Origin of the sequence: Citrobacter sp. S-77 (assembly GCF_963864895.1) — a bacterium.
GTDB lineage: Bacteria > Pseudomonadota > Gammaproteobacteria > Enterobacterales > Enterobacteriaceae > Citrobacter > Citrobacter murliniae.
The window spans coordinates 139,999-163,623 of the sequence record NZ_CAWLWU010000002.1; the positions used below are offsets into that span (position 1 = coordinate 139,999).

The 23,625-nt window shown below is 55.1% G+C and carries 24 protein-coding genes; 5 read left to right on the forward strand and 19 right to left on the reverse strand.

Going from position 1 to position 23,625, the window contains the following annotated elements:
* Positions 1–76 precede the first annotated feature (76 nt).
* On the forward strand, positions 77–628 hold the full coding sequence (gene nrfG, locus AACS05_RS01370; RefSeq protein ID WP_231593098.1) for a heme lyase NrfEFG subunit NrfG: 552 nt from the start codon (positions 77–79) through the stop codon (positions 626–628).
* 343 nt (positions 629–971) lie between these two features.
* Entirely contained in the window at positions 972–2,282 is a 1,311-nt protein-coding gene (gene gltP, locus AACS05_RS01375) for a glutamate/aspartate:proton symporter GltP (protein WP_045438658.1), read from the forward strand.
* Positions 2,283–2,385: 103 nt separating this feature from the next.
* Here the strand turns inward: gltP and yjcO are convergent, their stop codons facing one another.
* The gene (yjcO, locus tag AACS05_RS01380; RefSeq protein WP_045438666.1) at positions 2,386–3,069 is read right to left on the reverse strand and encodes a Sel1 family TPR-like repeat protein YjcO; all 684 of its coding nucleotides are present in this window, start codon (positions 3,067–3,069) and stop codon (positions 2,386–2,388) included.
* Positions 3,070–3,160: 91 nt separating this feature from the next.
* Positions 3,161–5,308 (reverse strand): formate dehydrogenase subunit alpha, encoded by a 2,148-nt coding sequence (gene fdhF, locus AACS05_RS01385; RefSeq protein WP_081918179.1) that lies wholly within the window; start codon positions 5,306–5,308, stop codon positions 3,161–3,163.
* Positions 5,309–5,596: 288 nt separating this feature from the next.
* Here fdhF and AACS05_RS01390 point away from each other — a divergent pair, with 288 nt between their 5' ends.
* Complete coding sequence (locus AACS05_RS01390; RefSeq protein ID WP_045438674.1) at positions 5,597–6,328, forward strand: response regulator; 732 nt, start codon at positions 5,597–5,599, stop codon at positions 6,326–6,328.
* Positions 6,329–6,380: 52 nt separating this feature from the next.
* On the opposite strand, the gene AACS05_RS01395 is transcribed toward AACS05_RS01390, so the two are convergent.
* The 6 genes from AACS05_RS01395 to AACS05_RS01420 form a co-directional block, all read right to left on the reverse strand.
* Entirely contained in the window at positions 6,381–7,385 is a 1,005-nt protein-coding gene (locus AACS05_RS01395) for a carbohydrate kinase family protein (RefSeq protein ID WP_144243042.1), read from the reverse strand.
* Positions 7,382–8,242, reverse strand: coding sequence for a ketose 1,6-bisphosphate aldolase (locus AACS05_RS01400; protein ID WP_045438681.1), 861 nt, complete (start codon positions 8,240–8,242; stop codon positions 7,382–7,384). The genes AACS05_RS01395 and AACS05_RS01400 overlap by 4 nt, the downstream gene beginning before the upstream one ends.
* A 14-nt stretch (positions 8,243–8,256) precedes the next feature.
* Positions 8,257–8,940, reverse strand: a complete 684-nt coding sequence (locus AACS05_RS01405) for a D-lyxose/D-mannose isomerase (RefSeq protein ID WP_045438687.1) — start codon at positions 8,938–8,940, stop codon at positions 8,257–8,259.
* Between the two features lie 69 nt (positions 8,941–9,009).
* Positions 9,010–9,951: an ABC transporter substrate-binding protein gene (locus AACS05_RS01410; RefSeq protein ID WP_045438690.1), complete on the reverse strand. Its 942-nt coding sequence runs from the start codon at positions 9,949–9,951 to the stop codon at positions 9,010–9,012.
* A gap of 73 nt (positions 9,952–10,024) precedes the next feature.
* Positions 10,025–11,020: an ABC transporter permease subunit gene (locus AACS05_RS01415; protein WP_045438694.1), complete on the reverse strand. Its 996-nt coding sequence runs from the start codon at positions 11,018–11,020 to the stop codon at positions 10,025–10,027.
* Positions 11,013–12,536, reverse strand: coding sequence for a sugar ABC transporter ATP-binding protein (locus AACS05_RS01420; RefSeq protein ID WP_045438697.1), 1,524 nt, complete (start codon positions 12,534–12,536; stop codon positions 11,013–11,015). Before AACS05_RS01420 ends, AACS05_RS01415 begins: the two co-directional genes overlap by 8 nt.
* Before the next feature lie 114 nt (positions 12,537–12,650).
* Between AACS05_RS01420 and AACS05_RS01425 the strand changes: the two genes are divergently transcribed.
* A complete protein-coding gene (locus AACS05_RS01425) occupies positions 12,651–14,915 on the forward strand; it encodes a hybrid sensor histidine kinase/response regulator (RefSeq protein WP_045438700.1) in 2,265 nt (754 codons plus the stop codon).
* Between the two features lie 69 nt (positions 14,916–14,984).
* Positions 14,985–15,314: a DDRRRQL repeat protein YjdP gene (gene yjdP, locus AACS05_RS01430; protein ID WP_045438703.1), complete on the forward strand. Its 330-nt coding sequence runs from the start codon at positions 14,985–14,987 to the stop codon at positions 15,312–15,314.
* A 304-nt stretch (positions 15,315–15,618) separates the two neighbouring features.
* Here the strand turns inward: yjdP and phnP are convergent, their stop codons facing one another.
* From phnP to phnF, 11 genes are read right to left on the reverse strand one after another with little or no spacing between them, the layout of a single operon-like run.
* Entirely contained in the window at positions 15,619–16,377 is a 759-nt protein-coding gene (gene phnP / locus AACS05_RS01435; protein WP_045438706.1) for a phosphonate metabolism protein PhnP, read from the reverse strand.
* An 8-nt stretch (positions 16,378–16,385) separates the two neighbouring features.
* Positions 16,386–16,820 carry an aminoalkylphosphonate N-acetyltransferase gene (gene phnO, locus AACS05_RS01440; protein ID WP_045438709.1) on the reverse strand — a complete coding sequence of 145 codons (435 nt, stop codon included), beginning with the start codon at positions 16,818–16,820 and terminating at the stop codon, positions 16,386–16,388.
* Positions 16,807–17,361 carry a ribose 1,5-bisphosphokinase gene (gene phnN, locus AACS05_RS01445; protein ID WP_045438712.1) on the reverse strand — a complete coding sequence of 185 codons (555 nt, stop codon included), beginning with the start codon at positions 17,359–17,361 and terminating at the stop codon, positions 16,807–16,809. The genes phnO and phnN overlap by 14 nt, the downstream gene beginning before the upstream one ends.
* Positions 17,362–17,363: 2 nt before the next feature.
* A complete protein-coding gene (gene phnM, locus AACS05_RS01450; RefSeq protein ID WP_045438720.1) occupies positions 17,364–18,500 on the reverse strand; it encodes an alpha-D-ribose 1-methylphosphonate 5-triphosphate diphosphatase in 1,137 nt (378 codons plus the stop codon).
* A complete protein-coding gene (gene phnL, locus AACS05_RS01455) occupies positions 18,497–19,177 on the reverse strand; it encodes a phosphonate C-P lyase system protein PhnL (RefSeq protein ID WP_045438722.1) in 681 nt (226 codons plus the stop codon). Before phnL ends, phnM begins: the two co-directional genes overlap by 4 nt.
* A gap of 9 nt (positions 19,178–19,186) precedes the next feature.
* Entirely contained in the window at positions 19,187–19,945 is a 759-nt protein-coding gene (gene phnK, locus AACS05_RS01460; RefSeq protein ID WP_045438725.1) for a phosphonate C-P lyase system protein PhnK, read from the reverse strand.
* Positions 19,942–20,733, reverse strand: a complete 792-nt coding sequence (gene phnJ, locus AACS05_RS01465) for an alpha-D-ribose 1-methylphosphonate 5-phosphate C-P-lyase PhnJ (protein ID WP_231593097.1) — start codon at positions 20,731–20,733, stop codon at positions 19,942–19,944. Before phnJ ends, phnK begins: the two co-directional genes overlap by 4 nt.
* Positions 20,734–20,779: 46 nt before the next feature.
* Positions 20,780–21,847 carry a carbon-phosphorus lyase complex subunit PhnI gene (locus AACS05_RS01470; RefSeq protein ID WP_045438731.1) on the reverse strand — a complete coding sequence of 356 codons (1,068 nt, stop codon included), beginning with the start codon at positions 21,845–21,847 and terminating at the stop codon, positions 20,780–20,782.
* Positions 21,847–22,431: a phosphonate C-P lyase system protein PhnH gene (gene phnH, locus AACS05_RS01475; RefSeq protein ID WP_045438734.1), complete on the reverse strand. Its 585-nt coding sequence runs from the start codon at positions 22,429–22,431 to the stop codon at positions 21,847–21,849. The genes AACS05_RS01470 and phnH overlap by 1 nt, the downstream gene beginning before the upstream one ends.
* Positions 22,428–22,880, reverse strand: a complete 453-nt coding sequence (gene phnG / locus AACS05_RS01480) for a phosphonate C-P lyase system protein PhnG (RefSeq protein WP_045438737.1) — start codon at positions 22,878–22,880, stop codon at positions 22,428–22,430. Before phnG ends, phnH begins: the two co-directional genes overlap by 4 nt.
* Before the next feature lie 4 nt (positions 22,881–22,884).
* Positions 22,885–23,610, reverse strand: a complete 726-nt coding sequence (gene phnF / locus AACS05_RS01485; RefSeq protein WP_045438740.1) for a phosphonate metabolism transcriptional regulator PhnF — start codon at positions 23,608–23,610, stop codon at positions 22,885–22,887.
* Positions 23,611–23,625 lie beyond the last annotated feature (15 nt).

Sequence of the window (23,625 nt, forward strand, 5' to 3'; positions counted from 1 at the left end):
CCATGATCTGGCAGAACCATCGCGGCTTGTTACCTCATCACGTCGGCTTCCGCTGAAGTGGCTGAGTGTCTCGGTCATGCTGGTGGCAGCAGCCTGCGTGGGGGCTTATTTTCTGATGCCAAAATGGCAGGCGATCCGCGTGGAACAGGCGCGTCTGGCGGACCCTTTACACGCCTTTTCTGCTGAAAATGTGCAGGAAAAACAGCTACTATCCCTGCAGGAGAAAATCCGCGCTAACCCGCAGGACAGCGCGCAGTGGGCGCTGCTTGGTGAGTATTATCTCTGGCAAAATGCGTATCATAATGCGCTGCTGGCCTATGAACAGGCGCTGCGTTTACGCGGCGAAAACGCTGAAATCTACTCGGCTCTGGCGACGGTGTTGTACTATCAGGCCGGGCAGCACATGACACCGAAAACCCGTGAAATGATAGATAAAGCCCTGGCGCTGGACGCCAGTGAAGTCACCGCGTTGATGCTTCTGGCTTCCGATGCGTTTATGCAGGCTGATTACGATCAGGCTATTTCGCAGTGGCAAAAAGTACTGGATTTAAACTCACCAAGGGTGAATCGTGTGCAGTTGATTGACTCTATCAATATGGCGAAGTTGTTGCAGAATCGGCAGAAATAAAATTGTTTTTTTGTGATTTGCATCGTTTTTGCTGTTTAAAAAACAGGCGAACGAACAAATGAGCAAAAAAAACTCACGCCATGACTTCTTCATTTTTGAACATATTAAAATTCTTTTATAACAAAAAGTTATTCATCGTTATCCCGATAAAATTGCATTTTTATGCATAAATTCAGCTGAAGGCTCTGTTCCTGGAGGGTTGCGCGAGATAGCACGCAAATGATAATGATAATAAGCGTTAAAAAACTCCATAAACGAACGCAACACAATTCATACCCTTTCAGTATGTACTATTACCACACACTGCATGTGGAATAGCGCTCCACCGAGGAAGTCCGTTGTTATGAAAAATTTGAAAGTCAGCCTGGCCTGGCAGATTTTGATCGCCATGGTGCTGGGCATTTTGCTAGGGAGTTACCTGCATTACCATAGTGACAGCCGAGAATGGCTGGTGTTAAACCTGCTGTCCCCGGCAGGCGATATCTTTATCCACCTGATCAAAATGATCGTAGTTCCGATTGTTATCTCAACGCTGATTGTAGGTATCGCCGGGGTCGGTGATGCAAAACAACTGGGTCGTATTGGCGCAAAAACCATTATCTATTTCGAAGTGATCACCACCGTTGCGATCATCCTCGGTATCACGCTGGCGAACGTATTCCAGCCCGGTACCGGCGTTGATATGTCGCAACTGGCGACCGTGGATATTTCGAAATATCAAAGCACAACCGCAGAAGTGCAGAGCCACGCGCATGGCCTGATGGGCACTATTTTGTCACTGGTGCCGACCAACATTGTTGCATCAATGGCAAAAGGCGAAATGCTGCCGATTATCTTCTTCTCGGTGCTGTTTGGCTTAGGGTTGTCTTCTCTGCCAGCAACCCACCGCGAACCGCTGGTTACCGTGTTTCGCTCCATCTCTGAAACCATGTTTAAAGTGACGCACATGGTGATGCGTTATGCGCCGGTCGGTGTTTTTGCGTTGATTGCCGTTACCGTTGCAAACTTCGGTTTTGCATCCCTGTGGCCGCTGGCGAAGCTGGTACTGCTGGTGCATTTCGCCATCCTGTTCTTCGCGTTGGTCGTACTGGGTATCGTGGCACGCGTGTGTGGGCTGAGCATCTGGATCCTGATTCGTATTCTGAAAGACGAGTTGATTCTGGCCTATTCCACCGCCAGTTCCGAGAGCGTGCTGCCGCGTATTATTGAGAAGATGGAAGCCTATGGCGCTCCGGCGTCGATCACCAGCTTCGTGGTGCCGACCGGTTATTCATTCAACCTTGATGGTTCGACGCTGTACCAGAGTATCGCCGCTATCTTTATCGCTCAGTTGTACGGTATTGATCTGTCATTGTGGCAGGAAATCGTGCTGGTGCTGACGTTGATGGTGACGTCGAAAGGGATCGCAGGCGTGCCGGGCGTATCTTTTGTGGTGCTGCTGGCTACGCTTGGCAGCGTGGGGATTCCACTTGAAGGCCTGGCGTTCATTGCCGGTGTCGACCGTATCCTTGATATGGCGCGTACCGCACTGAACGTGGTGGGTAACGCGCTGGCAGTACTGGTTATTGCGAAATGGGAACACAAATTTGACCGCAAAAAAGCGCTGGCCTATGAGCGTGAGGTGCTGGGGAAATTTGAGAAGACCGCCTTGTAGGGCCGGATAAGGCAACGCCGCCATCCGGCAACCTGCTCTGGGTTGCCTGATGGCGCTACGCTTATCAGGCCTACAACGACTACGTTCATCCGGCAACTCAAAACTAGCCGTTCGTTAACTTATCAAACTCCTCGCAGCCGGTATCAAATCCTTCCGTACAGCTCAGATTCAGCCAGTGCAGAGCCTTCTGTTTATTCTTCTCGATAAAGCCCTGCTCGCCGTTTAAGAACATCATCCCTGCCCAGTACTCGGAATAACCGGTACGCGAAATGGCAGAACTGCGTTTGAAATACCATGTCGCTTTCTCATCATCTGCGGGTATGCCCACACCGTTGGCATAAATCAGCCCTAGCAGCATTTGTGCATCAACAGCTGAATCGCTTTCCAGATTCTCGGATGCATTTTGTAGCAACGTAATGGCTTTGGGATAATCTGGTCGCCCCGCCTGAGTGTTCACCAGAATTCGCGCCAGCGTGATTTCCCCGGCCTTACTGCCAGCCTGAGTGGCTTTTTCGGCCAGCGTTTTGGCTTCCGGGTAATCCAGACTGACCGGATTGGTTATCTTAATTTGCGCCAGTAAGGCCCAGGCATCTGCATCACCGTTGTCGGCGGCTTTTTGCGCCCAGTATTCGGCTTTGCTCAAATCGCCGGAACTAAACCAGGTATCAGCGAGGAAGTATTGCGCACGTCGGTCTCCGGATTCGGCAGCCTGCAGAAACTGGCTACCAGGCTCTTCGGCATGGACAAAGTATGTGATTAACACCATTAAGGCGAAAAGTCGTTTCATCTTATTTTTAGATTTAGTGTAGGGAATGAACAGTATAGAGAGATTATTTGCATAAAAAAACGGCCTCCGAATGGAGGCCGTAGAGACAAGCTTAACCCATTGCGCTTTCGCGCAGGCTGGCTTTCAGCTTGGTGTACTCATCAATAACGTATTGTTCGGCAGCACGCTGATCGGCAATGCGTTCAACGTTGACGGCACAGTACTTATACTCCGGCGTTTTGGTAATCGGGCTTAAGTTCTCGGTTACCAGTTCATTACATGCCCCAATCCACCACTGGTAGGTCATGTAAATCGCACCTTTGTTCGGACGGTCACTCACTGCCGCGCGGGTGATAACTCTACCCTTGCGAGAGTTAACCCACACCAGATCTTCATCCTGAATACCCAGACGTTCAGCGTCGGCGGTGTTGATCTGGGCATAGCCCGGCTCATCCGCCAGTGCAGCCAGCGCTGCACAGTTGCCGGTCATGGAGCGGCAAGAGTAGTGGCCAACTTCACGCACCGTAGACAGTACCATTGGGTACTCTTCGGTGAGTTTATCGATTGGCGCTACCCAGTCGCAGGTGAAGAACTGCGCCAGTCCGTTCGGGGTGTCGAACTTCTCTTTGAAGAGGTAAGACGTACCCTGGTCGGCATCTGAGGTGTCGCGACACGGCCACTGGATATAACCCAGCTCGCCCATTTTCTCGTAAGTGGCACCGTAGAAATCAGGGCACAGATGACGCAACTCATCCCAGATTTCCTGGGTGTTGTTGTAGTGCATCGGATAGCCCATACGGGTAGCGATTTCACTGATAATCTGCCAGTCCGTTTTCAGGTCCCACTTCGGCTCAACGGCTTTAAAGAAGCGCTGGAAGCCACGGTCAGCTGCGGAGAAAACGCCTTCATGCTCACCCCATGACGTAGACGGTAAAATAACGTCTGCGGCAGCGGCTGTTTTGGTCATGAAGATATCCTGCACAATGACCAGTTCCAGATCCTCAAAGCCTTTGCGCACCGCGGAGAGTTCAGCATCGGTCTGTAATGGATCTTCACCCATAATGTACGCTGCGCGAACTTCGCCATGTGCCGCACGGTGCGGCAGTTCGCTGATGCGATAGCCGGTATGTGCAGGCAGGCTTTCAACGCCCCAGGCTTTGGCGAATTTCTCGCGGTTAGCCGGATCTTTCACATACTGGTAGCCCGGATAGGTATCCGGCAGTGCACCCATGTCGCACGCGCCCTGAACGTTGTTCTGGCCACGGACCGGGTTAACACCCACGCTTGGCTTACCGAGGTTACCGGTCAGCATGGCGAGGCTGGTCAGTGAACGCACGGTTTCCACACCCTGATAGAACTGGGTAACACCCATGCCCCAGAGGATGGCCGCGCTTTTTGCCGATGCGTACATACGCGCAGCCTGACGAATTTCCTGAGCGCTAACGCCAGTAATATCTTCGACGGACTCCGGCGTGTAGCCTTCGACAATCTTGCTGTACTCTTCGAAGCCTTCCGTACGCGAGGCCACGAACGCCTGGTCATACAGTTTTTCTTCGATAATGACATGTCCCATGGCGTTGAGTAGCGCGATATTCGAGCCGTTTTTCAACGCGATGTGCATGTCGGCAATGCGCGCAGTTTCAATTTTGCGCGGATCACAGACGATAATTTTCGCCCCGTTACGTTTAGCGTTAATCACGTGATTCGCCACGATAGGGTGGGAATCCGCCGGGTTGTACCCGAAGATGAACACTAAATCTGTGTTATCAATTTCATTGATAGCATTACTCATTGCGCCGTTACCGACCGATTGGTGCAGACCTGCAACCGAAGGGCCGTGTCAGACGCGAGCGCAGCAGTCAACGTTATTGGTACCAATAACGGCGCGCGCGAATTTTTGCATTACATAGTTGGTTTCGTTACCTGTGCCGCGAGATGAACCGGTCGTCTGAATGGCGTCCGGGCCATACTTCGCTTTGATGGCGCTCAGGCGATCGGCGACGTAATTAAGCGCTTCATCCCAGGATACAGATTCCAGCTTGCCGCCACGCTGGCGACGGATCATTGGGGTTTTCAGACGAGGGGTCAGGATCTGGGTATCGTTAATAAAATCCCAGCCATAGTAGCCCTTCAGACACAGGGTACCCTGGTTGGTTTTCCCCTGCGCCGCCTCAGCCCGGACGATTTTGCCGTTATCGACCACCAGGTTGATTTTGCAACCTGATGCGCAATATGGGCAAACCGTGACGACTTTTTTCATCGGTCTCGCTCCAGTTAATCAAATCGCGCATACGCGCTTGTCGCTTTAGTTATGCATCTTTTATGCCATGTTTTTATTAGGGGCATTTACTGATATTACGGGTGAATTTTGAACAAAACCCTGACGAAAAACAGGCTGTCGTCATATTTGACGTGACGAATTCCAAATGTGTGACGGCCTGGCAGTGTGACCAAGGTTATGTTTCCCGCATGTCCTTGTGCCTTATCGCTGTCACTCTGTGCAGAATCATTCACACTCATTTGAGTTGGCATAAAATGGGGAAGAATAATGAAGCCAGCCATACTGGTTGTGGATGATGACGTGGCGATCTGCGCATTGTTACAGGATGTGCTGAGTGAGCATGTCTTTGCTGTGACGGCCTGTCATACCGGGCAGGAGGCGTTGCGCTGTATTGATACCCAGCCGGATATTGCTCTGGTATTGCTGGATATGATGCTGCCCGATACCAACGGGTTGATGGTGCTGCAACAGGTGCAAAAGATGAGGCCAGGGTTGCCGGTCGTGATGTTGACCGGGCTGGGCAGTGAGTCGGATGTGGTTGTGGGACTGGAAATGGGCGCTGATGACTACATTGGCAAACCGTTCAACGCCCGCGTGCTGGTGGCGCGGGTGAAGGCGGTGCTCAGGCGTGTCGGAGTGCTCAGTGCAGAAAGCACTGACCCGCAAACGACGGGGCTCTCCTTTAATGGCTGGCATCTTGATACCGCAGGCTGCCAGTTGCATAACCCCCAACAGTTGAAAGTGGATCTGACGCAAGGCGAGTACAGTCTGCTACTGGCGCTGGCGCAAAACGCCCGTCGGGTACTGAGCCGTGAACAGTTACTGGAGCTAACGCGTAGCGACAACGTCGAAGTCTTTGACCGTACTATCGATGTATTAATTATGCGTTTGCGGCGAAAAATAGAGAACAATCCGCATCAGCCGACGTTGATCAAAACTCTGCGCGGCCTGGGTTATGTGTTCGCCGCTGACGTGCAGCATCACGATAAAGCAGCGTAATTTTATCACCCAGGCCTACACGTTTCCCGTAGGCCTGATAAGCGTCGCGCCATCAGGCGTCAGCCATTCCGGCTTTTAACTCTTCCAGCGTTTTTGCACCGTCAATCGCGTTGGCGCACAGCAAGCTTGCCCGTGCACAGGCGTGCGCCAGTCTGACGCTATCCGTCAGCGACCAGCGTTCGTGGCAGCCGTACAGAAAACCCGCGCAAAACGCATCCCCCGCGCCGACGCTGCCCACGATCTCCTCCTGTGCCAGATACTGTGACGGTATCCAGACGCCATCCTGATCCGGCGTTTCTCCCCAGGCGCCTTCCGGGCAGTGGATCACCACTCGCTGGCGCACGCCTGCGTCCAGGAGTTCACTCGCGGCGCTGGCGATATGGGGGATATGTAACTCACCGTTGGGCTGGCGGATCTCCAGACCGCTGAATTCTCCGGCCTCCAGCTCGTTGATGACCAGATAATCCAGATGACGCAGCGCGGGCATTACCAGTGGTTGATAGCGTGGATCACCCTTGCGAGACACAAGATCCAGCGATGTTTCAAATCCATTCTCACGCATTTGTGTCAACAATCGTGCGCTGCGCGTACCGAACTCTTCGTCTGGCATGTCCAGACTGTCGAGCAGCAGCAGATAACCCAGATGGAAAATTTTCATCGACGTATCAAGTGCGCCAAATGCGGGCAAATCCAGTAGCCGGTTTGCGCCGGGAGAGTGGAAAAAAGTACGCTGGCCGCCTGGGTCGGTCATCACCTGAGACATCGAGGTAGGGGCTGAGGTGGTGCGCTGTACGTGCTGGCGATTAACGTGATACTGCTCGAGCATCGCCATGATGTAGTCCCCGTCGCTGTCCTGGCCGATCAATCCCACCGCCTGCAGCGGCAAACCCGTGTGCATTTTCGCCAGCGTGAGCAGCACGTTTAACGGCGCACCGCCCGTTGCGCGTTCGCTACGGGTTATTTCAGCCAGCCAGCCGCGCTCCGGCCATTGCACGATCTGATGTACATGATCGACCAGCATGTTGCCCGCGGCGATAATGCCCCTGCGTTCCATCAGACCTGCCCCGCGCTGCCAAAGATGCGCATCTGTTCGGAAACGGTATCGGTGATGGCCTCTTCAATACCTAATAACAGCTCGGCAAATTCATCGTACAGCGGCTGACGATTGGCCATGCGCGACTCTACTGCAGCCAGTGCCGCCTGTGACATGCCGGTATAAAAGTTGATTTTATGAATCCCCAGTTCGATCGCGCGGCGGAAGTCATCATCACTGATGCCTGAACCCCCATGCAGTACCAACGGGATCGCTGCCTGCTGGCGAATGGCGTCCAGACGCGGGAAGTCGAGTTTTGGCTCGCCTTTGTACTTGCCGTGCGCATTGCCAATAGCAACTGCCAGCGCGTCAATACCGGTTCTGTCGACGAAATCGCGTGCCAGCATGGGATCGGTAAATAATGATTCGTCGGCATGACCGTACAGCGCACCGCCTTCATCACCGCCCACCGCACCCAGTTCCGCTTCCACCGAAACGCCGACGGCGTGACACATCTTCACCACTTCGCGGGTCTGACGGATGTTTTCTTCGTAATCCAGCGTTGAACCATCGAACATTACTGAACTGAATCCTAATCGCAGTGCCCGGACGACTGACTCAAAGTGCAGACCGTGGTCAAGGTTAAGCACCACAGGGATATCATGCCGTGCGGCTTCAAATTTCACCGCTTCGACCAGCGAATCCAGCGAGACATATTTAAAGTGGACTTCGGCAATGTTGATAATAAACGGTGAACGTTCCTGTTTGGCTGCGGCAAACAGCGCGCGCAGAAAGTGTGAATCGAGGACGTTAAAAGCCCCTAAGGCATAGCGGTGCTCGCGAGCATGGGCGAGGCCATCGGCAAGAGAAATCAACGGCATAATACGCTCCTTGGTTAACGGAACAGGCGATACTCGTTACACAGCACCAGCTGCGCCGGTTCATCTTCTTCAATGTCGTTATAACGGGCGATCGGCAGCAGAAAGTGATTGTCATGGTCGTCGTCATTAACAGAAGACACTTCGCCAACCAGTACGTCGCCGAAACCTTCCTCAGCCCAAAAGCTGTGATACAGACCGGGTGTCAGGCAGATACTTTCCCCTGGAGTCAGGCGTAACTGGCTGCCAGCGGAGTGGATTTGCCGACAACCGTCAATGACCACGCTGACGTTGCTCGCTTCTGTTTGCTCGCGAATATCGGCGTTCCACAGTTCAACAATCAAATTGCCGCCGCCGCGATTGATAATGTCTTCGCGCTTGCGCCAGTGAAAGTGCATTGGGGTGACCTGTGCATCACGGACATGCATGATTTTTTCGGCGTAGCATTTCTCATAAGGCATGCCTTTCGGCGAGCCATTACGTAGGGTGAACAGCGTTAATCCCAGTGCGGCGAAGTTGTTGCCACCGAATGCAGTGACATCCCAGCCGAGTTTGAGGTCAAAGACTTCGCTCCATGCGGAGGCATCGAGTTTGCGCCATTGGGTTGGCGGAAAGCTGGCAAAAGGCGGGAGATGCACATCGTGCAGGGAAAAAAACTGGCGTGTGTGGCCGAGAATTTCGTTTATTGCGGAGCGTTTCATGGGCAGCATTCTCCTTATAACGCCGGACAGGGCATTGATGCCGCCATCCGGCAGTGTCGTGGTGGGGGGTTATTTCACCGTCCAACCCTTATAGCTACCGACGTTGTTTTTATCGATCATCGTCACCGGGATCAGCACAGGCTCTTTCGGCGCGGGTTTCCCCTGTAATATGTCATAGCCGATTTCTACCGCCTTGGCAGCCATCACTTGCGGATCTTGTGCCGGGGTCGCCACAAACAGTGAATTCTCACGCTTCAGTGCTTCTTCTCCGTCCGGAGATCCGTCAACACCAACAATAAAGAATTCACTGCGTTGCGCCTGTTTTGCTGCCAGATCGGCGCCGATCGCCGTGGGATCGTTAATCGCGAATACGCCGTCGATCTTCGGATTGGCCGCCAGCAATGCAGTCATGATCTCCAGTCCACCTTCACGGCTGCCTTTGGCGTTCTGGTTATGTGAAAGCACCTTGATGTCCGGGTGGCGTTTGAATTCGGTCTGGCAGCCTTCCACGCGGTTCTGTACTGCGGAAACCGGAGGCCCGTTGATGATCACGACGTTGCCTTTGCCTTTCAGGCGATCGGTGATGTACTTACAGGCCATTTCACCTGCCTGGGTGTTATCGGAGGTGATGGTCGCATCTGCACCTTCAGCCGCCACGTCAACAGCGACCACGACGATCCCCGCATCTTTTGCCCGCTTGACCGCCGGTCCGATGCCTTTGGAATCGGCAGCGTTAAGAATAATCATGTCAACTTTGGCGGCAATAAAGTTGTCGATCTGAGACACCTGCTGCCCCAGATCGTAGCCGCTGGAAACCAGCGTTACTTTGACACCATCACCCGCCAGTTTGCGCGCTTCCAGCTCCGCACCTTTGGTTATCTGTACGAAGAACGGGTTGGCAAGATCGCCCACCGTTACGCCGATTGATTTCAGTTCTTTTGCCTGCACATAAGGCGTAGCAGCAAGCAGTGCGCCAGCACAGAGCGCAGTCACTAATGGCTTCAAACGCATACTCGTTTCCTCACGTAGGGTATTGTTGTTATAAGCCGGATAAGGCAATTGCGCCGCCATCCGGCAAGTTGGCTTATGCACTTTGATGGTGTCGGGTACGGTATTTGTCGATTAGCACCGCTATGATGATCACCGCCCCTTTGATCACCAGTTGCCAGAAATAGGAAACGCCCATCAGCGTCATTCCGTTATTGAGCGTCGCGATAATAAGCGCCCCAACCAGCGTGCCGGTGATGGTGCCAATTCCGCCGACAAAACTGGTGCCGCCGAGGATCACCGCCGCGATGGCGTCCAGCTCATAGCCCATGCCTAAGTTGCCGTTGGCGCTGTACAGTCGTGAGGCGCTCATCACCCCGCCAAGACCCGAAAGCAGACCGCTCATGCCGTAGACGAACAGCAGCACCAGCCACACTTTGATGCCGGTTAACCGTGCCGCCTGCATGTTGCCGCCGACTGCGTAGATATGAACGCCCAGTGTGGTGCGGCGCAGAATAAACCAACACACGACAATCACCGCCAGGGCAATGACCACCAGCCACGGAATCGGCCCGAGATAGTTGTTGCCGATCCACTCAAAGCTAATGTTGGAGTTAATTACTGTCGTCCCGTCTGCCAGCAGATAGGCCGCACCGCGTAGTGCCGTGTAGGTCCCAAGCGTAACGATAAACGGTGGCAATCCGGCAAAGGCGACCAGCGCGCCGTTAAACAACCCCAGAACCAGACCGAGCATCAGCGCAGCCGGAATCGACAGCATGGACAGTTCAGGAATAAGAGAAACGACCATCGCCGCGACTGCGGTAGTACCAAGAATGGAGCCCACGGAGAGATCGATCCCGCCGGTCAGAATGATGAAGGTCATTCCGGCAGCCAGTACGATGTTAATCGATGCCTGACGGGTAATATTGAGCAGGTTGCTCTCAGTAAAAAAGTTTGGGGCGATAAAACCAAATACCGCCACAATCAGGATCAAAATGGGTAAAATGCCGACCGTTTGCATCAGATCGCTCATCAGCATTTTTTTTGCGGAGGCCGATTTTGCCACCTGCTGGGGAGTGGTTGGATTAGTCATGGTGCACCGCCTGATGATGGGAGTCGTTCACGCCGGTCGCCAGCGTCATAATGTTTTCCTGAGTAATGCTTTGTCCGTTCAGCTCTCCGGCAATACTGCCTTCGCGCATCACATACACCCGATCGCTCATGCCGACGACTTCCGGCAGTTCGCTGGAGATCATCAGGATCGCCACGCCTTTGCGCGCCATATCGTTCATGATCCGGTAGATCTCGCTTTTTGCTCCGACGTCCACACCACGGGTCGGTTCATCAAGGATCAAAATGCGTGGGCCAATCGCTACCCAGCGTGAGATCAGTAATTTTTGCTGGTTACCGCCAGACAGACCGCCTGCGCGAACCTGAGCATGTGGGACGCGGATATTGAGCAACTGGATGGCGTCATCAGAAATGGTCTGTGCCTTTTTGCGGTTGAGCATGCCCCAGTTTGCATCACGTTCCAGGGTTGCCATGGTGATGTTCTCTGCCGCCGCCAGCTCTAAAAACAGCCCCTGTTCTTTGCGATTTTCGGTAAGAAAACCGATACCGTGGTCAATGGCTTCGCGCGGGGAGTGGATCACCACCGGCTCACCGTCCACTTCAATCATGCCGCTGATCGCTTTACGTACGCCAAATATGAGTTGCGCCAGTTCGGAACGCCCGGCTCCGACCAGCCCAGCCAGGCCAACGATCTCCCCGGAACGTACCAGTAAACTGCATGGCTGGACTTTGTTGCCATCAGTCAGGTGATGGACATTCAGACGCGCTTTGCCTAATGGGATATCGCGTTCTTTGTTGAACAGATCGCTTAAAGGGCGGCCCACCATCATACGTACCAGTTCGGAGGCGTTGAGCTTGTCGCGGGTCAGACTGCCGACGTACTGCCCGTCGCGTAATACGCTGACGCGATCCGACAGTTCGTAGACTTCTGCCATACGGTGGCTGATGTAGATAATCGCCATGCCTTCATCACGCAGACGCATGATCAGCTCAAACAGGCGGTGGGTTTCACGGGAGGAGAGTGCGGCGGTGGGTTCATCCATTACCAGGATGCGGCTGTTACGGTGCAGAGCGCGGGCGATTTCCACCTGCTGCTGTTCGGCGATAGTGAGTGTCATCACGCGATCGCTGGCCTTAAACTGCGCGCCAAGCCGGTCGATGACCTTTTGCGCCTGCATCACCATCTCTTTACGCTGGACCAGGCCACCACGCGACAGCTCGCTGCCGAGGAAGATATTTTCCGCTACTGTAAGATTCGGTGCGAGCTGCATCTCCTGATAAATCAACGTAATGCCTGCACTAAGCGCATCCTTTGGCCCACGAATATGAAAAGGCTGACCGTCAATCAGGATCTCACCACTGGTGGCGGTATAGGCGCCAGCAAGGATCTTCATCAGGGTGCTTTTTCCCGCGCCGTTTTCGCCCATCAGCGCGTGGATCTCACCGGTCCAGACCGTCAAATCGACCCCTTTCAGCGCATAAAATTTGCCAAATGCTTTGGCAATATTGCGCATTTCCAGAACCGGTGTCTTGCTCATAACGGATCTCCTGCGGGGTGGCCGATATCAGCAGTCCATCACAGGAATGTAAATGCAAAATGTCAGAAGCCGTTCATATTTGTCATATTGCGATTTTTCTTCATGGAGCGTGATATGCCGCAACCCGGACGTCACTTTTTCGCCAGTGCGCGTGGGCGACTGCTGTTCTTTAACCTGCTGGTGGTCGCGGTCACGCTGATGGTGAGTGGCGTTGCGGTGCTGGGTTTTCAGCATGCCAGTCAGATTCAGGAACAGGTGCAACAGCAAACCGTAGACGATATGACCGGTAGCATGAATCTGGCGCGCGATACAGCAAACGTGGCAACGGCGGCGGTGCGGCTCTCGCAAGTGGTGGGGGCGCTGGAATACAAAGGTGAAGCGGAGCGGTTACAGGAGACCCAGCGGGCGCTAAAACATTCGCTGGAACAACTGGCCAGCGCACCGCTGGCACAGCAGGAACCGGAGTTGGTTGGACGAATTATTCAACGCAGCAATGAGTTGCAAAGCAGTGTGGAAGGCATGTTACAGCGCGGTCAGTTACGACATCTGGAACGTAACGCATTGCTCAGTTCGTTGTACCAGAATCAAAGTTACTTACGCCATCTGCAAAAACTCACCGATGGGCAGGATGACGTGCTGCTGGGGCAAATGGATCGCTTGATCGTCGCCGCTATCGAAACGCCAACGCCGCGATCGGTGATCAAACAGCTGGACGATGTAATGCCTGCGTTGCCACTGCACAATGCCAGCCTGTTGATTAACCGTATTCTCAACGACTTCAATCAGGAGCTACATAAGCTTGAACCGCTTTCGTCAGCGCTGGAACAGAGCGATCTGGCGATCAACTGGTATATGTTCCATATCAAAGCGCTGGTAGCGATCCTCAACAGTGATATCAACCAGTATGTCTCACAGGTGGCGATTATCTCTGAACAGCGGGTGGCACAGAGCCATCATGAATTGCAGTCCGGCGTGCTGTTTATCATGATCTTTGCGCTGCTGGCGGTGGTGATCACGGGCTTTGCCGGCTGGTATATCTACCGTAATCTTGGCTCCAACCTGACGGCTATCTCGCGTGCGATGACCCGGCTGGCGCATGGTGAATCAGACGTTAGTGTTCCTGCCCTGCAACGGCGCGATGAGCTGGGAGAGCTGGCGCGTGCTTTTAGCGTTTTTGCGCGTAACACGGCTTCGCTTGAGCACACCACCCGGTTGCTGAAAGAAAAAACCACGCAAATGGAAATCGATCGAACCGAACGTCAGGGCCTTGAAGAAGCACTGTTGCACAGCCAAAAGCTGAAGGCGGTGGGGCAACTGACCGGCGGGTTAGCGCATGATTTCAATAACCTGCTGGCGGTGATTATCGGCAGTCTGGATCTGGTTAATCCGGATTCTCCCGATGCGCCGCGTATCAACCGGGCGCTCAAAGCGGCGGAGCGCGGCGCACTACTCACCCAACGGCTATTAGCCTTTTCGCGTAAACAATCTTTGCATCCGCATGCGGTAGAGCTGAAAACGTTGCTGGAGAATCTGGGTGAGTTGATGCGCCACTCGTTACCCGCCACGCTGACGCTGGAGATTGAAGCCCAGACGCCCGCCTGGCCGGCGTGGATTGACGTCAGCCAACTGGAAAATGCCATCATTAATCTGGTCATGAACGCCCGTGATGCGATGGAAGGGCAGGCGGGCACGATTAAAATTCGTAGCTGGAATCAGCGGGTGACGCGCAGCGATGGACGCAGGCAGGACATGGTGATGCTGGAGGTTGCCGACCAGGGTAGCGGCATGTCGCAGGAGATCAAAGCACAGGTCTTTGAACCGTTTTTCACTACCAAACAGACCGGCAGCGGCAGCGGGCTGGGGTTGTCGATGGTATACGGATTTGTGCGCCAGTCCGGCGGTCGCGTCGAGATTGAAAGCGCGCCAGGGCAGGGAACTACCGTCAGGTTACAGCTTCCTCGCGCGATTGTGCCGGTGCAGATTCAGGTGGAACCGATAACGGAACACGCCACAACCCGCGGCGAAAAACTGGTTCTGGTACTCGAAGATGAGGCCGACGTGCGCCAGACGTTGTGCGAGCAGCTACACCTGCTGGGCTATCTGACGCTGGAGGCGTCCAACGGCGAACAGGCGATGCATATGCTGGCGTCGTCATCTGAGATTGATATTCTTATCAGTGATTTAATGTTACCTGGTGGCTTAAGCGGGGTGGATGTGGTTAACCACGCGCTGAAGCATTATCCGCAGTTGACCATCCTGCTGATCAGCGGCCAGGATTTACGCCCGGCGCACAACCCAGCGCTACCGGAAGTAGCGTTATTGCGTAAACCTTTTACCCGTAGCGAACTGGCGCAGGTGCTACGCCACCCACGGAATTGAGAATCCTCCGCTACTTGTGTGACAGTGCTTTGATTACCGTGGAGCGAGTTTCTCTTCAGGGCTGGTTTTATGAAACGCTCCACGACACTCTTTTTATTCAGTCTACTGATGCTGACCACCATTTCGGCACAGGCGGATATTATCGATGACGCCATCGGCAATATTCAACGTGCCGTCAGCGATGCCTATAAACCTGAAAATAATCGGGATTACGACGATTCTCGTGATGAAAGCTGGCAGCGCCAGATGAGCGACGATCGTCGCAGGCAGTATGATAACCGCCGTCGCCAGTTTGAAGACCGTCGTCGTCAGTTAGACGACCGCCAGCGTCAGCTCGATCAGGAACGGCGTCAGCTTGAAGATGAAGAGCGCAGAATGGAAGAAGACTACGAGCGTTAACGCCCCATTCACCTTTTTTCGCGACGATGATTCCCGTCAGTAGCGCGGGAATCGCACCGATTATCCATGTCAGCGTAATAAACAGCGAAAACATGTGCAGAATGTCGGCCAGCAGGCGCATGGCTGAATCAGACGTTATGCACATCAGACCGATAATGGTTAACAGCATGCCGATAAACGGCCCCAGCAGCGTGAACCAACTGGCGTGGTGGATGATACGTCGTGTTCGGGTCATGCGATTCCCTTCAAATTGAACAATGTGCAGGGAGCATAGGCCTGGAGTGTGAAGCGCGCGTGAAGTGGGCTAATCCAGCACAATCTCCATCCCGTCATATCCGGCCTCAATCCCTTTTGGTAATGGATTTTCCATCATCCATGCGTCGAACTGGTGGCTGATGTGAGTCAGGATCACCCTCGGGCAGCGAATCAGCTCATTGAGTGCCATTACGGTGTTGAGATCGCAATGATTACGCGGCGGTTCGGTGCGCGGGGCATGGCTACAATCGATGACGATTGCCTGAGGTTGATTGTTGATCAGGAATTTCAGCGTCTTGTCAGGTAGTCCGGCGGTGTCGGAGAGCCACGCCAGGCGACTGTGCGCGGTTTCCAGCAGATAACCAAACGTCAGTTTTGAGTGGTTAAGCGGCAATGGAGTAACCTGTAAGCCCTGGAGATCAAAGACCACAAACGGTTCGACCGTATGGCTAAAATCGAGAATGCCGGGATGCTTAAACAGATCGTCACAGCCCTGTTTATCCGGCGGTCCGTACACCGGGATGGTCTTGCCTACACCCCAGCGCAGCGTAAACAGCCCCTGTACATGATCCATATGGTAATGGGTGAGCAGAAATTGCCGGAAACTGCCTGCGGGCCAGTCATCCATCAGGTGTGGGATCCCCGCGTCCAGCAGCGTCACCGAATCATTGAACCTGACCACCCCGCTACAGGGGCGACGACGGTATTGTGTCTGTATACGTGCCCGTTGGCAGGCTGCACAGTCGCAGCCAAAAACCGGTACTAACTGGGCACCGCCCGTTCCCGTCAGCGTGATGGTCAGACTCATAGCTCTCCCTACAACGGCTTGGTGAAGCGGTAATGGCTTTGTACATAGCCTTCACGCAGATAAAAACGGTGTGCGTCGTGGCGTTGAACACTGGTGGAAAGCTCGGTCATTTCTGCGCCAGCCTCACGTGCTGTCGCTTCAGCCCAGGCCAGCAGTTGACTGCCTACTTTTAGCCCTCGCGCCTGTGGCATTACAACTAATTCCTGAATTTCACCGATCCAGTTGGTGTGGTGCAGGTGAAACTGTAAGTGCAGACCAATCATCCCGACGACTTGTCCGTCCAATAGCGCCAGTTGGTAGCGCATATTGTGGTCCTGCAGATTTGCGGCATACCCGGCGCTAAATGCCTGGTGGTCAAATTTGCCCTGCTTTAGTTCGCAAATAAGCGCGTAAACCGCATCAACATCGTACAGCGTGGCGCGGCGTAATTCACAGACAGACATGTTTCTTCTCCTTGCGTCCCATCAGTGTGAGCAATGTATCGACTGACTGTAGCAAACTTCCATCGTTATTGAGGACATGGCAGTCAAACGGCGTGTAGCGTGCTGCGCGTTCGAGGCGGGCGGCGATTTCCATTGCGCTCTCCCGCCCGCGCATCTGCAGGCGCTGGCGCAAAATCTCAGGAGAAACTTGTAAGCAAATGGGCAAAAGCGAGGTGCCATAGCGCGTTTGCGCCTGTGCCAGATGGGCGCGCGATCCGTTGACGACGACATCGAAACCGGCGTGCAGCCAGAGGTCGATCTCCACGCCCACGCCGTAGTATAGGCCGTTGGCATGCCAGCTCAGCGCCAGCAGATTCTGCCCGGCGCGGGTAAAAAACTCTTGTTCACTGAGGGCGATATGATTTTCATTCCCGGCGTTAGCGGCTCGGGTAATGTAGCGGTGCGCCACCAGTAACTGCGTATGTTCCTGCTGGCGGAGTGCCGCCAGCAAACTGTCCTTACCTGAGCCGGATGGCCCCATCAGCCAGATCAGTTTTCCCATAGTCAGAACACCCTTTTCCCCTGACGCCAGACGTGATCGATATGGATGTGATCGCCCTTACGGTGTGCCAGCACCAGATCCGCACGCTTACCTTCAGCAATAACGCCACGATCGTTGAGATTCAGCGCTTGTGCCGGGTTGCGGGTGACCAGCCGGATTGCCTGCGATAGCGTAAAGCGGTTGGCTTCGTCATCGGCAACACGAAAGGCTGCATCGAGCAGGCTGGCGGGGTAGTAATCAGAAGAGAGGATATCCAGCAGGCCTAATTCTGCCAGCTTATGTGCCGCCACGTTGCCAGAGTGGGAACCACCGCGCACGATGTTTGGCGCTCCCATCAGCACATTCATACCATGCTGGCGTGAGGCTTCTGCGGCCTCAAACGTGGTGGGAAATTCGGCAATAACGCTGCCAAGCTGATGCGATTCCAGCACATGTTCATGCGTCGCGTCATCGTGGCTTGCCAGCGCAATCTGACGTTCGCGGCACATCTGCGCAATGGCTGAGCGGTTGGGCTGCGACCAGCGTGCCGCCAGTGCCACTTGTTCCTCTTCATAAAGGGCCATCTGCGCATCGGTGAGTGAATATTTGCCCTGATAATACTCGCGGTACTTCTCGCGGTTGGCAAATTGACGCTGACCCGGCGAGTGGTCCATCAGCGAAACCAGAGTTACCGGTTCGCGACCGACCAGCTTTTCAAACAGCGGCAGGGTGGTGTGATGCGGCAACTCACAGCGCAAATGCAGGCGGTGTTCAGCGCGATTGACCCCGCGTTTTTGTGTCTCTTCCACTGCGTTAATCATCTTCTCCAGGTTTTCCAGACGGTCGCCGCCGTCACGCACATCGCCAATGGCAACGGCATCCAGCACGGTCGTGATGCCACTGGCGACCATCAGCGCGTCGTGGCTGCTCATTGCCGAATGGGCGGGCCAGTCCACCTTCGGGCGGGGGGTGAAGAATTTATCCAGATTATCGGTATGCAGTTCGATCAGCCCCGGCAACAGCCAGCCGCCTTCACCGTCCAGCGCTTGCGGAAGACGGCTCTGGCCTTCGGCAACAGCGCGGATAACCCCGTCCTGTATTTCCAGCGATCCCTGCACCACTTCATTTTCCAGCACCAGCTTTACATTGTTGATAATCATGCTGTTGTTCCCATCAGGTGCAGGCGATCCGCTACGCGGTCGCGCACGGTTTGATCGTGAAAAATGCCGACAATTGCCGCGCCGCGGGCTTTCGCTTCTTCAATCAGTGCGACGACGGCGGCGCTGTTTTTGGCATCCAGTGAGGCAGTGGGCTCATCGAGCAGCAGAATGGGGTAATCAACGATAAACCCGCGAGCAATGTTGACGCGCTGCTGTTCACCGCCGGAAAACGTCGACGGTGCAAGATGCCACAGCCGCTCCGGGACATTCAGGCGAGTGAGCAGATTCGCCGCTTTGGCAGCGCATTCCTCGCGAGAAACCCCCAGATCAAGCAGAGGCTGCATTACGACATCCAGCGCGGAAATCCTTGGGATCACACGCAGAAACTGGCTCACCCAGCCGATGGTTGCGCGGCGCACTTCCAGCACTTTGCGTGCCGGGGCTTGCACCAGGTCCACCCATTCATCACTGTGGCGAATGTGGATGTGCCCTTCATCCGGCAGATAGTTGGCGTACAGCGAGCGCAGCAGCGTTGATTTTCCGCTACCGGAATGGCCGTGCAGTACCACGCATTCCCCGTTTTTAACTTCCAGAGTGGCGTTTTGCAGCACCGGCAGACGTACACCGTTTTGCTGGTGGAGTACAAAAGTCTTACTGACATTTTCAACGCGAATCATGTTGGCCTCTTAATTCTGCAATACGGACGACACCAGCAGTTGGGTATAGGGGTGATGTGGATCATCGAGCACGCGGTCAGTTAATCCACTTTCCACCACCTGACCTTGCTTCATCACCAGCAAATGGTCTGCCAGCAGACGCGCCACGCCTAAATCATGGGTGACAATCACCACCGCCAGATCCAGTTCCACCACCAGGCCGCGTAGCAGGTCCAGCAGTTTGGCCTGTACCGAGACGTCCAGCCCGCCGGTGGGTTCATCCATAAACACCAGTTTGGGATGGGTGACGAGGTTACGGGCGATCTGTAAACGTTGCTGCATGCCGCCGGAAAAGGTGGTCGGCAGGTCGTCAATACGTGAGGCGGGGATTTCGACCTCCTCCAGCCAGCGCATCGCGGTGGCTCGGATGTCACCATAATGGCGCGCGCCGGTAGCCATCAGGCGTTCGCCGATATTGCCACCCGCCGAAACCTGGCGGCGCAGACCGTCCATTGGATGCTGATGCACCACGCCCCATTCGGTACGCAGCAGGCGCCGGCGGTCGGCTTCACTCATGCCGTACAGCGAATGGTTCTGATACAAAATCTCACCGCTCTGCGGCGTCAGACGTGAGGAGATCGATTTCAGCAGCGTAGTTTTGCCGGAGCCGGACTCGCCGACGATGCCCAGCACTTCGCCAGGCCACAGGTCGAAAGAGACATCGCTGAAGCCCTTGCCCGGCGCGTAGAGGTGGGTCAGGTTGTTGACCGAAAGCAGCGGTTGCGTCATTTGCTGAGAGCCTCACTCTGTTGGCGGCAGTAATCGGTGTCGGAGCAGACAAACATCCGTTTGCCGGTGTCATCGAGCACCACTTCGTCGAGATAACTGTGGGTTGAACCGCAGATGGCGCAGGGCTCATCCCAGCTCTGCACCGTGAACGGGTGATCGTCAAAATCGAGGCTTTCCACCCTTGTATAGGGCGGAACGGCGTAGATCCGTTTTTCACGGCCTGCGCCAAACAGTTGCAGGGCTGGCATCATATCCATCTTCGGGTTGTCGAATTTTGGAATGGGTGATGGGTCCATCACGTAGCGCCCGTTAACCTTCACCGGATAGGCATAAGTGGTGGCGATATGGCCGAAGCGGGCGATATCTTCATACAGCTTCACCTGCATCACGCCGTACTCTTCCAGCGCGTGCATGGTGCGGGTTTCCGTTTCGCGAGGTTCGATAAAGCGCAGCGGCTCCGGGATTGGTACCTGAAAGATCAGGATCTGATCTTCAGTCAGGGGTGTTTCCGGGATCCGATGACGAGTCTGGATCAGCGTGGCGTCTTCTGTTCGCTCAGTGGTATTTACCCCAGTAATGCGTTTGAAGAAGTTGCGGATCGACACGGCGTTGGTAGTGTCATCTGCACCTTGGTCAATCACCTTCAGCACATCCGGCTCGCCAATCACGCTGGCAGTCAGTTGAATACCACCAGTTCCCCAGCCGTAGGGCATCGGCATTTCACGGCCGCCGAACGGCACCTGATAGCCGGGAATGGCGACCGCTTTCAAAATGGCGCGGCGGATCATGCGTTTGGTCTGCTCATCAAGATAAGCAAAGTTGTAACCGGAGAGGTTAGTGGTCACGAGAGGCCTCCTGTTGCAGACGTTTGAGCAGTTCCAGCTCGGCCTGGAAATCGACGTAATGGGGGAGCTTGAGGTGCGAAACAAAACCCGCCGCCTCGACGTTATCCGCATGCGCCAGCACGAACTCTTCGTCCTGCGCGGGTCCCGTGACCGTTTCATCGTATTCGGGTGCCTGTAGGGCTCTGTCCACCAGTGCCATTGCCATCGCTTTACGTTCACTCATGCCGAACACCAGCCCGTAACCGCGGGTAAAATGGGGCGCTTCGTTCTCTGGCGCGACAAAACCGTTGACCATTTCGCATTCGGTCATCAACAGTTCGCCGACATTGACCGCAAATCCCAGCTCTTCCGGTACAGTTTCCAGTTCCACATAGCCGCTGCGGATCTCTGCCGCAAACGGATGGTTACGCCCGTAACCGCGTTGAGTGGAGTAGGCGAGTGCCAGCAGATAACCTTCATCACCACGCATTAGCTGTTGCAGGCGTGAGGCGCGTGAGCAGGGGTAAACTGGCGGTGTGCGGGTGATGTCATCGGGCGTTGCCCCGTTATCTTCTTCACGCTTTGCCAGTCCCTGGTTTGCCAGCAGAGAGAAGACGTGTGGGGAGGCCTCCTGTGCGCTATCAGCGGTTCGCAGTGGCGGCGTTTCGCCATTGGCCAGCAGGGTAAAATCCAGCAGGCGGTGGGTGTAGTCGTAAGTAGGGCCTAACAGCTGTCCACCGGGAATGTCCTTGTAGACGGCGGAGATACGGCGTTCCAGGCGCATCTTTGCACTGTTTAGCGGCTCGCTCACCGCCAGCTTTGCCAGCGTTGTGCGGTAGGCGCGCAGCAGAAAGATGGCTTCGACGTTATCACCACTGGCTTGTTTCAGTGCCAGCGCGGCCAGTTCACGGTCAGCAATCCCGCCTTCAGTCATCACGCGATCGACCGCCAGGTTCATCTGCTGTTCGATTTGCGTCACGCTCAGTTCGGCAATGTCATCATCGCCCCGGCGTCGGTTTTCTTGCAGTGCGTGGGCGTTGGCTATCGCCTTTTCACCCCCTTTGACGGCGACGTACATCAGCACACCTCCACATGGGTGGTTCGCGGAATAGCCAGCAACCGCTCGCCGCAGGTCAGGATCAGATCGACTCCCAACGGGAACGGGTGCGGGCGTTCGGTGAGTTCATGAATAATGCATTCAGGCAGTTGTGGCGCAATCATCCGTTCTTCTGCAATGCCCGCACCCGTCAGGCGCAGCATTCGGCCACCGCTTAAACCTGCGACCTGCACAATCAGGGTGGCACTGGTCTCTGGCGCAACGGCGGAGCCGGAGGAGAGTGCGTTCAGTTGTTCGCTGCTGATGCGTTCGTCGGCAACGGCAAATGCCGCCAGTTGCGGCTGATCCACCAGCGACGCGTTAGTGTGAAAACGCAGGTTCTGGCTGGCAATGTCATTATTCATGGAAGGTGCCAGCCAGACCGGTGTGTCGCCATCGACCAGTGTCAGTAACACGCTGGTGGTCGCGAGATTCAGCGGCTGCCAACCGTGTTTCAGTTGATGCAAGGCGACAATCACCCCCGGTTCGCTCATTGCTTTCAGCAGACGACGAAAGCTTTGTTGCGCGTCCTGGACGGGTAGGTTAAAGGCTGTTTGTAAGGTCATGCGTTATCTCCGCGTACCAGCGTGAAGAAGTCGACCCGGCTGGCGTTAACTTCGGCACGGCGAGCGCTAATCAGTGCATCGCGTTCCGCTTCCAGCGGGGTAATAAGGGTTTCCATTAGGCTCTGGAAATGCGTCTGTTCCTGGAGCAGTGCGTCAATGACGGCGCACTGCTCAGCATGGTGTTTATTACGTCCGAGCAGGTAGCTGTAGCCCAGCGTGCCGCTTTTAAGGCGTACTACTGCGCGGGTGAGCGTGGTGTCGCCAGCAAAGAAACGGTTGCCGGTGCCGCCCATACGGGCCTGAATCTGCATCAGTCCGGTTTCTGGTGCGCGGATCAGTTCATATTCCGGCGTCAGCTTCAGTGCCTGCAGACGCGCATTCAGGGTTTCAGCGTTGCTGTAAGCCAGCACGCGCATCCAGTGCTGGCGGGTGGCGATATCGACGTGCATTCAGTCAGTGCTCCATGGTGAATTCGATCATGTCGGCGCGGGTCAGGCTGACGGAGTATTCCGCTGCATGCTCTTCGCCATCACGGTGGTTCAGGGTACGCACGCACAGCAGCGGCGCCATGTTGGGGATTTCCAGTATCTTGCTCTCTTTGGCCTGCGCGCGGCGGGCGCTGATACGCGTCTGCGTGCGCTGTAATGTCAGACCAGATTGCTCGCGCAGATAGTCGTGCAATGAGCCGCTGTTAAAGCCCTGCAACAGCGGCCAGAGGGTGAGGTCGGAAAAGTAGTGGTCAATCTGACACAGAGCGATACCGTTCACCCGGCGCAGGGTGCGCAGATGAATGACGTTGTCGCCCTCTTTGACGCTCAATGCGTCGGCAATGTGGCTGGACGCCGGGCGCAGCACCGCCAGCAGTTTTTCGCTGGTAGGGTGGCTACCCTGGTCCAGCAGGTTCTGGCTGAAGCGCGCCTGAGCATTGAGTGGGTAATCGAACGGGCGCATCAGCACCAGTACGCCCACGCCCTGGCGACGCTGCACCCAGCCGCGTTCAACCAGTTGGTCGATGGCACGGCGCAATGTATGGCGGTTCACCTCGTAGCGCGCGGCAAGCTGATGCTCCGCGGGAAGGTAGTCGCCGCAGCGATAATGTTGACGAAGCTCCTGCTCAAGTCTCGCGGCAATCTCCTGATAACGCGTCGGATAACTGGTCGGATGTGTAGACAAGTGCATAGCAATCAATGCCTC

What these genes read in the sequence shown, in the direction of transcription:
- phnO (WP_045438709.1), bottom strand. Translation starts at nt 16,820, where the DNA reads ATGTCTGTCTGTGAATTACGCCGCGCCACGCTGTACGATGTTGATGCG.
- phnL (WP_045438722.1), bottom strand. Translation starts at nt 19,177, where the DNA reads ATGATTCGCGTTGAAAATGTCAGTAAGACTTTTGTACTCCACCAGCAA.
- phnP (WP_045438706.1), bottom strand. Translation starts at nt 16,377, where the DNA reads ATGAGTCTGACCATCACGCTGACGGGAACGGGCGGTGCCCAGTTAGTA.
- nrfG (WP_231593098.1), top strand. Translation starts at nt 77, where the DNA reads ATGCTGGTGGCAGCAGCCTGCGTGGGGGCTTATTTTCTGATGCCAAAA.
- phnJ (WP_231593097.1), bottom strand. Translation starts at nt 20,733, where the DNA reads ATGATCCGCCGCGCCATTTTGAAAGCGGTCGCCATTCCCGGCTATCAG.
- gltP (WP_045438658.1), top strand. Translation starts at nt 972, where the DNA reads ATGAAAAATTTGAAAGTCAGCCTGGCCTGGCAGATTTTGATCGCCATG.
- AACS05_RS01405 (WP_045438687.1), bottom strand. Translation starts at nt 8,940, where the DNA reads ATGAAACGCTCCGCAATAAACGAAATTCTCGGCCACACACGCCAGTTT.
- AACS05_RS01410 (WP_045438690.1), bottom strand. Translation starts at nt 9,951, where the DNA reads ATGCGTTTGAAGCCATTAGTGACTGCGCTCTGTGCTGGCGCACTGCTT.
- yjdP (WP_045438703.1), top strand. Translation starts at nt 14,985, where the DNA reads ATGAAACGCTCCACGACACTCTTTTTATTCAGTCTACTGATGCTGACC.
- AACS05_RS01420 (WP_045438697.1), bottom strand. Translation starts at nt 12,536, where the DNA reads ATGAGCAAGACACCGGTTCTGGAAATGCGCAATATTGCCAAAGCATTT.
- phnG (WP_045438737.1), bottom strand. Translation starts at nt 22,880, where the DNA reads ATGCACGTCGATATCGCCACCCGCCAGCACTGGATGCGCGTGCTGGCT.
- phnK (WP_045438725.1), bottom strand. Translation starts at nt 19,945, where the DNA reads ATGACGCAACCGCTGCTTTCGGTCAACAACCTGACCCACCTCTACGCG.
- phnF (WP_045438740.1), bottom strand. Translation starts at nt 23,610, where the DNA reads ATGCACTTGTCTACACATCCGACCAGTTATCCGACGCGTTATCAGGAG.
- AACS05_RS01470 (WP_045438731.1), bottom strand. Translation starts at nt 21,847, where the DNA reads ATGTACGTCGCCGTCAAAGGGGGTGAAAAGGCGATAGCCAACGCCCAC.
- phnH (WP_045438734.1), bottom strand. Translation starts at nt 22,431, where the DNA reads ATGACCTTACAAACAGCCTTTAACCTACCCGTCCAGGACGCGCAACAA.
- AACS05_RS01400 (WP_045438681.1), bottom strand. Translation starts at nt 8,242, where the DNA reads ATGCCGTTGATTTCTCTTGCCGATGGCCTCGCCCATGCTCGCGAGCAC.
- AACS05_RS01425 (WP_045438700.1), top strand. Translation starts at nt 12,651, where the DNA reads ATGCCGCAACCCGGACGTCACTTTTTCGCCAGTGCGCGTGGGCGACTG.
- phnM (WP_045438720.1), bottom strand. Translation starts at nt 18,500, where the DNA reads ATGATTATCAACAATGTAAAGCTGGTGCTGGAAAATGAAGTGGTGCAG.
- AACS05_RS01390 (WP_045438674.1), top strand. Translation starts at nt 5,597, where the DNA reads ATGAAGCCAGCCATACTGGTTGTGGATGATGACGTGGCGATCTGCGCA.
- phnN (WP_045438712.1), bottom strand. Translation starts at nt 17,361, where the DNA reads ATGGGAAAACTGATCTGGCTGATGGGGCCATCCGGCTCAGGTAAGGAC.
- AACS05_RS01415 (WP_045438694.1), bottom strand. Translation starts at nt 11,020, where the DNA reads ATGACTAATCCAACCACTCCCCAGCAGGTGGCAAAATCGGCCTCCGCA.
- yjcO (WP_045438666.1), bottom strand. Translation starts at nt 3,069, where the DNA reads ATGAAACGACTTTTCGCCTTAATGGTGTTAATCACATACTTTGTCCAT.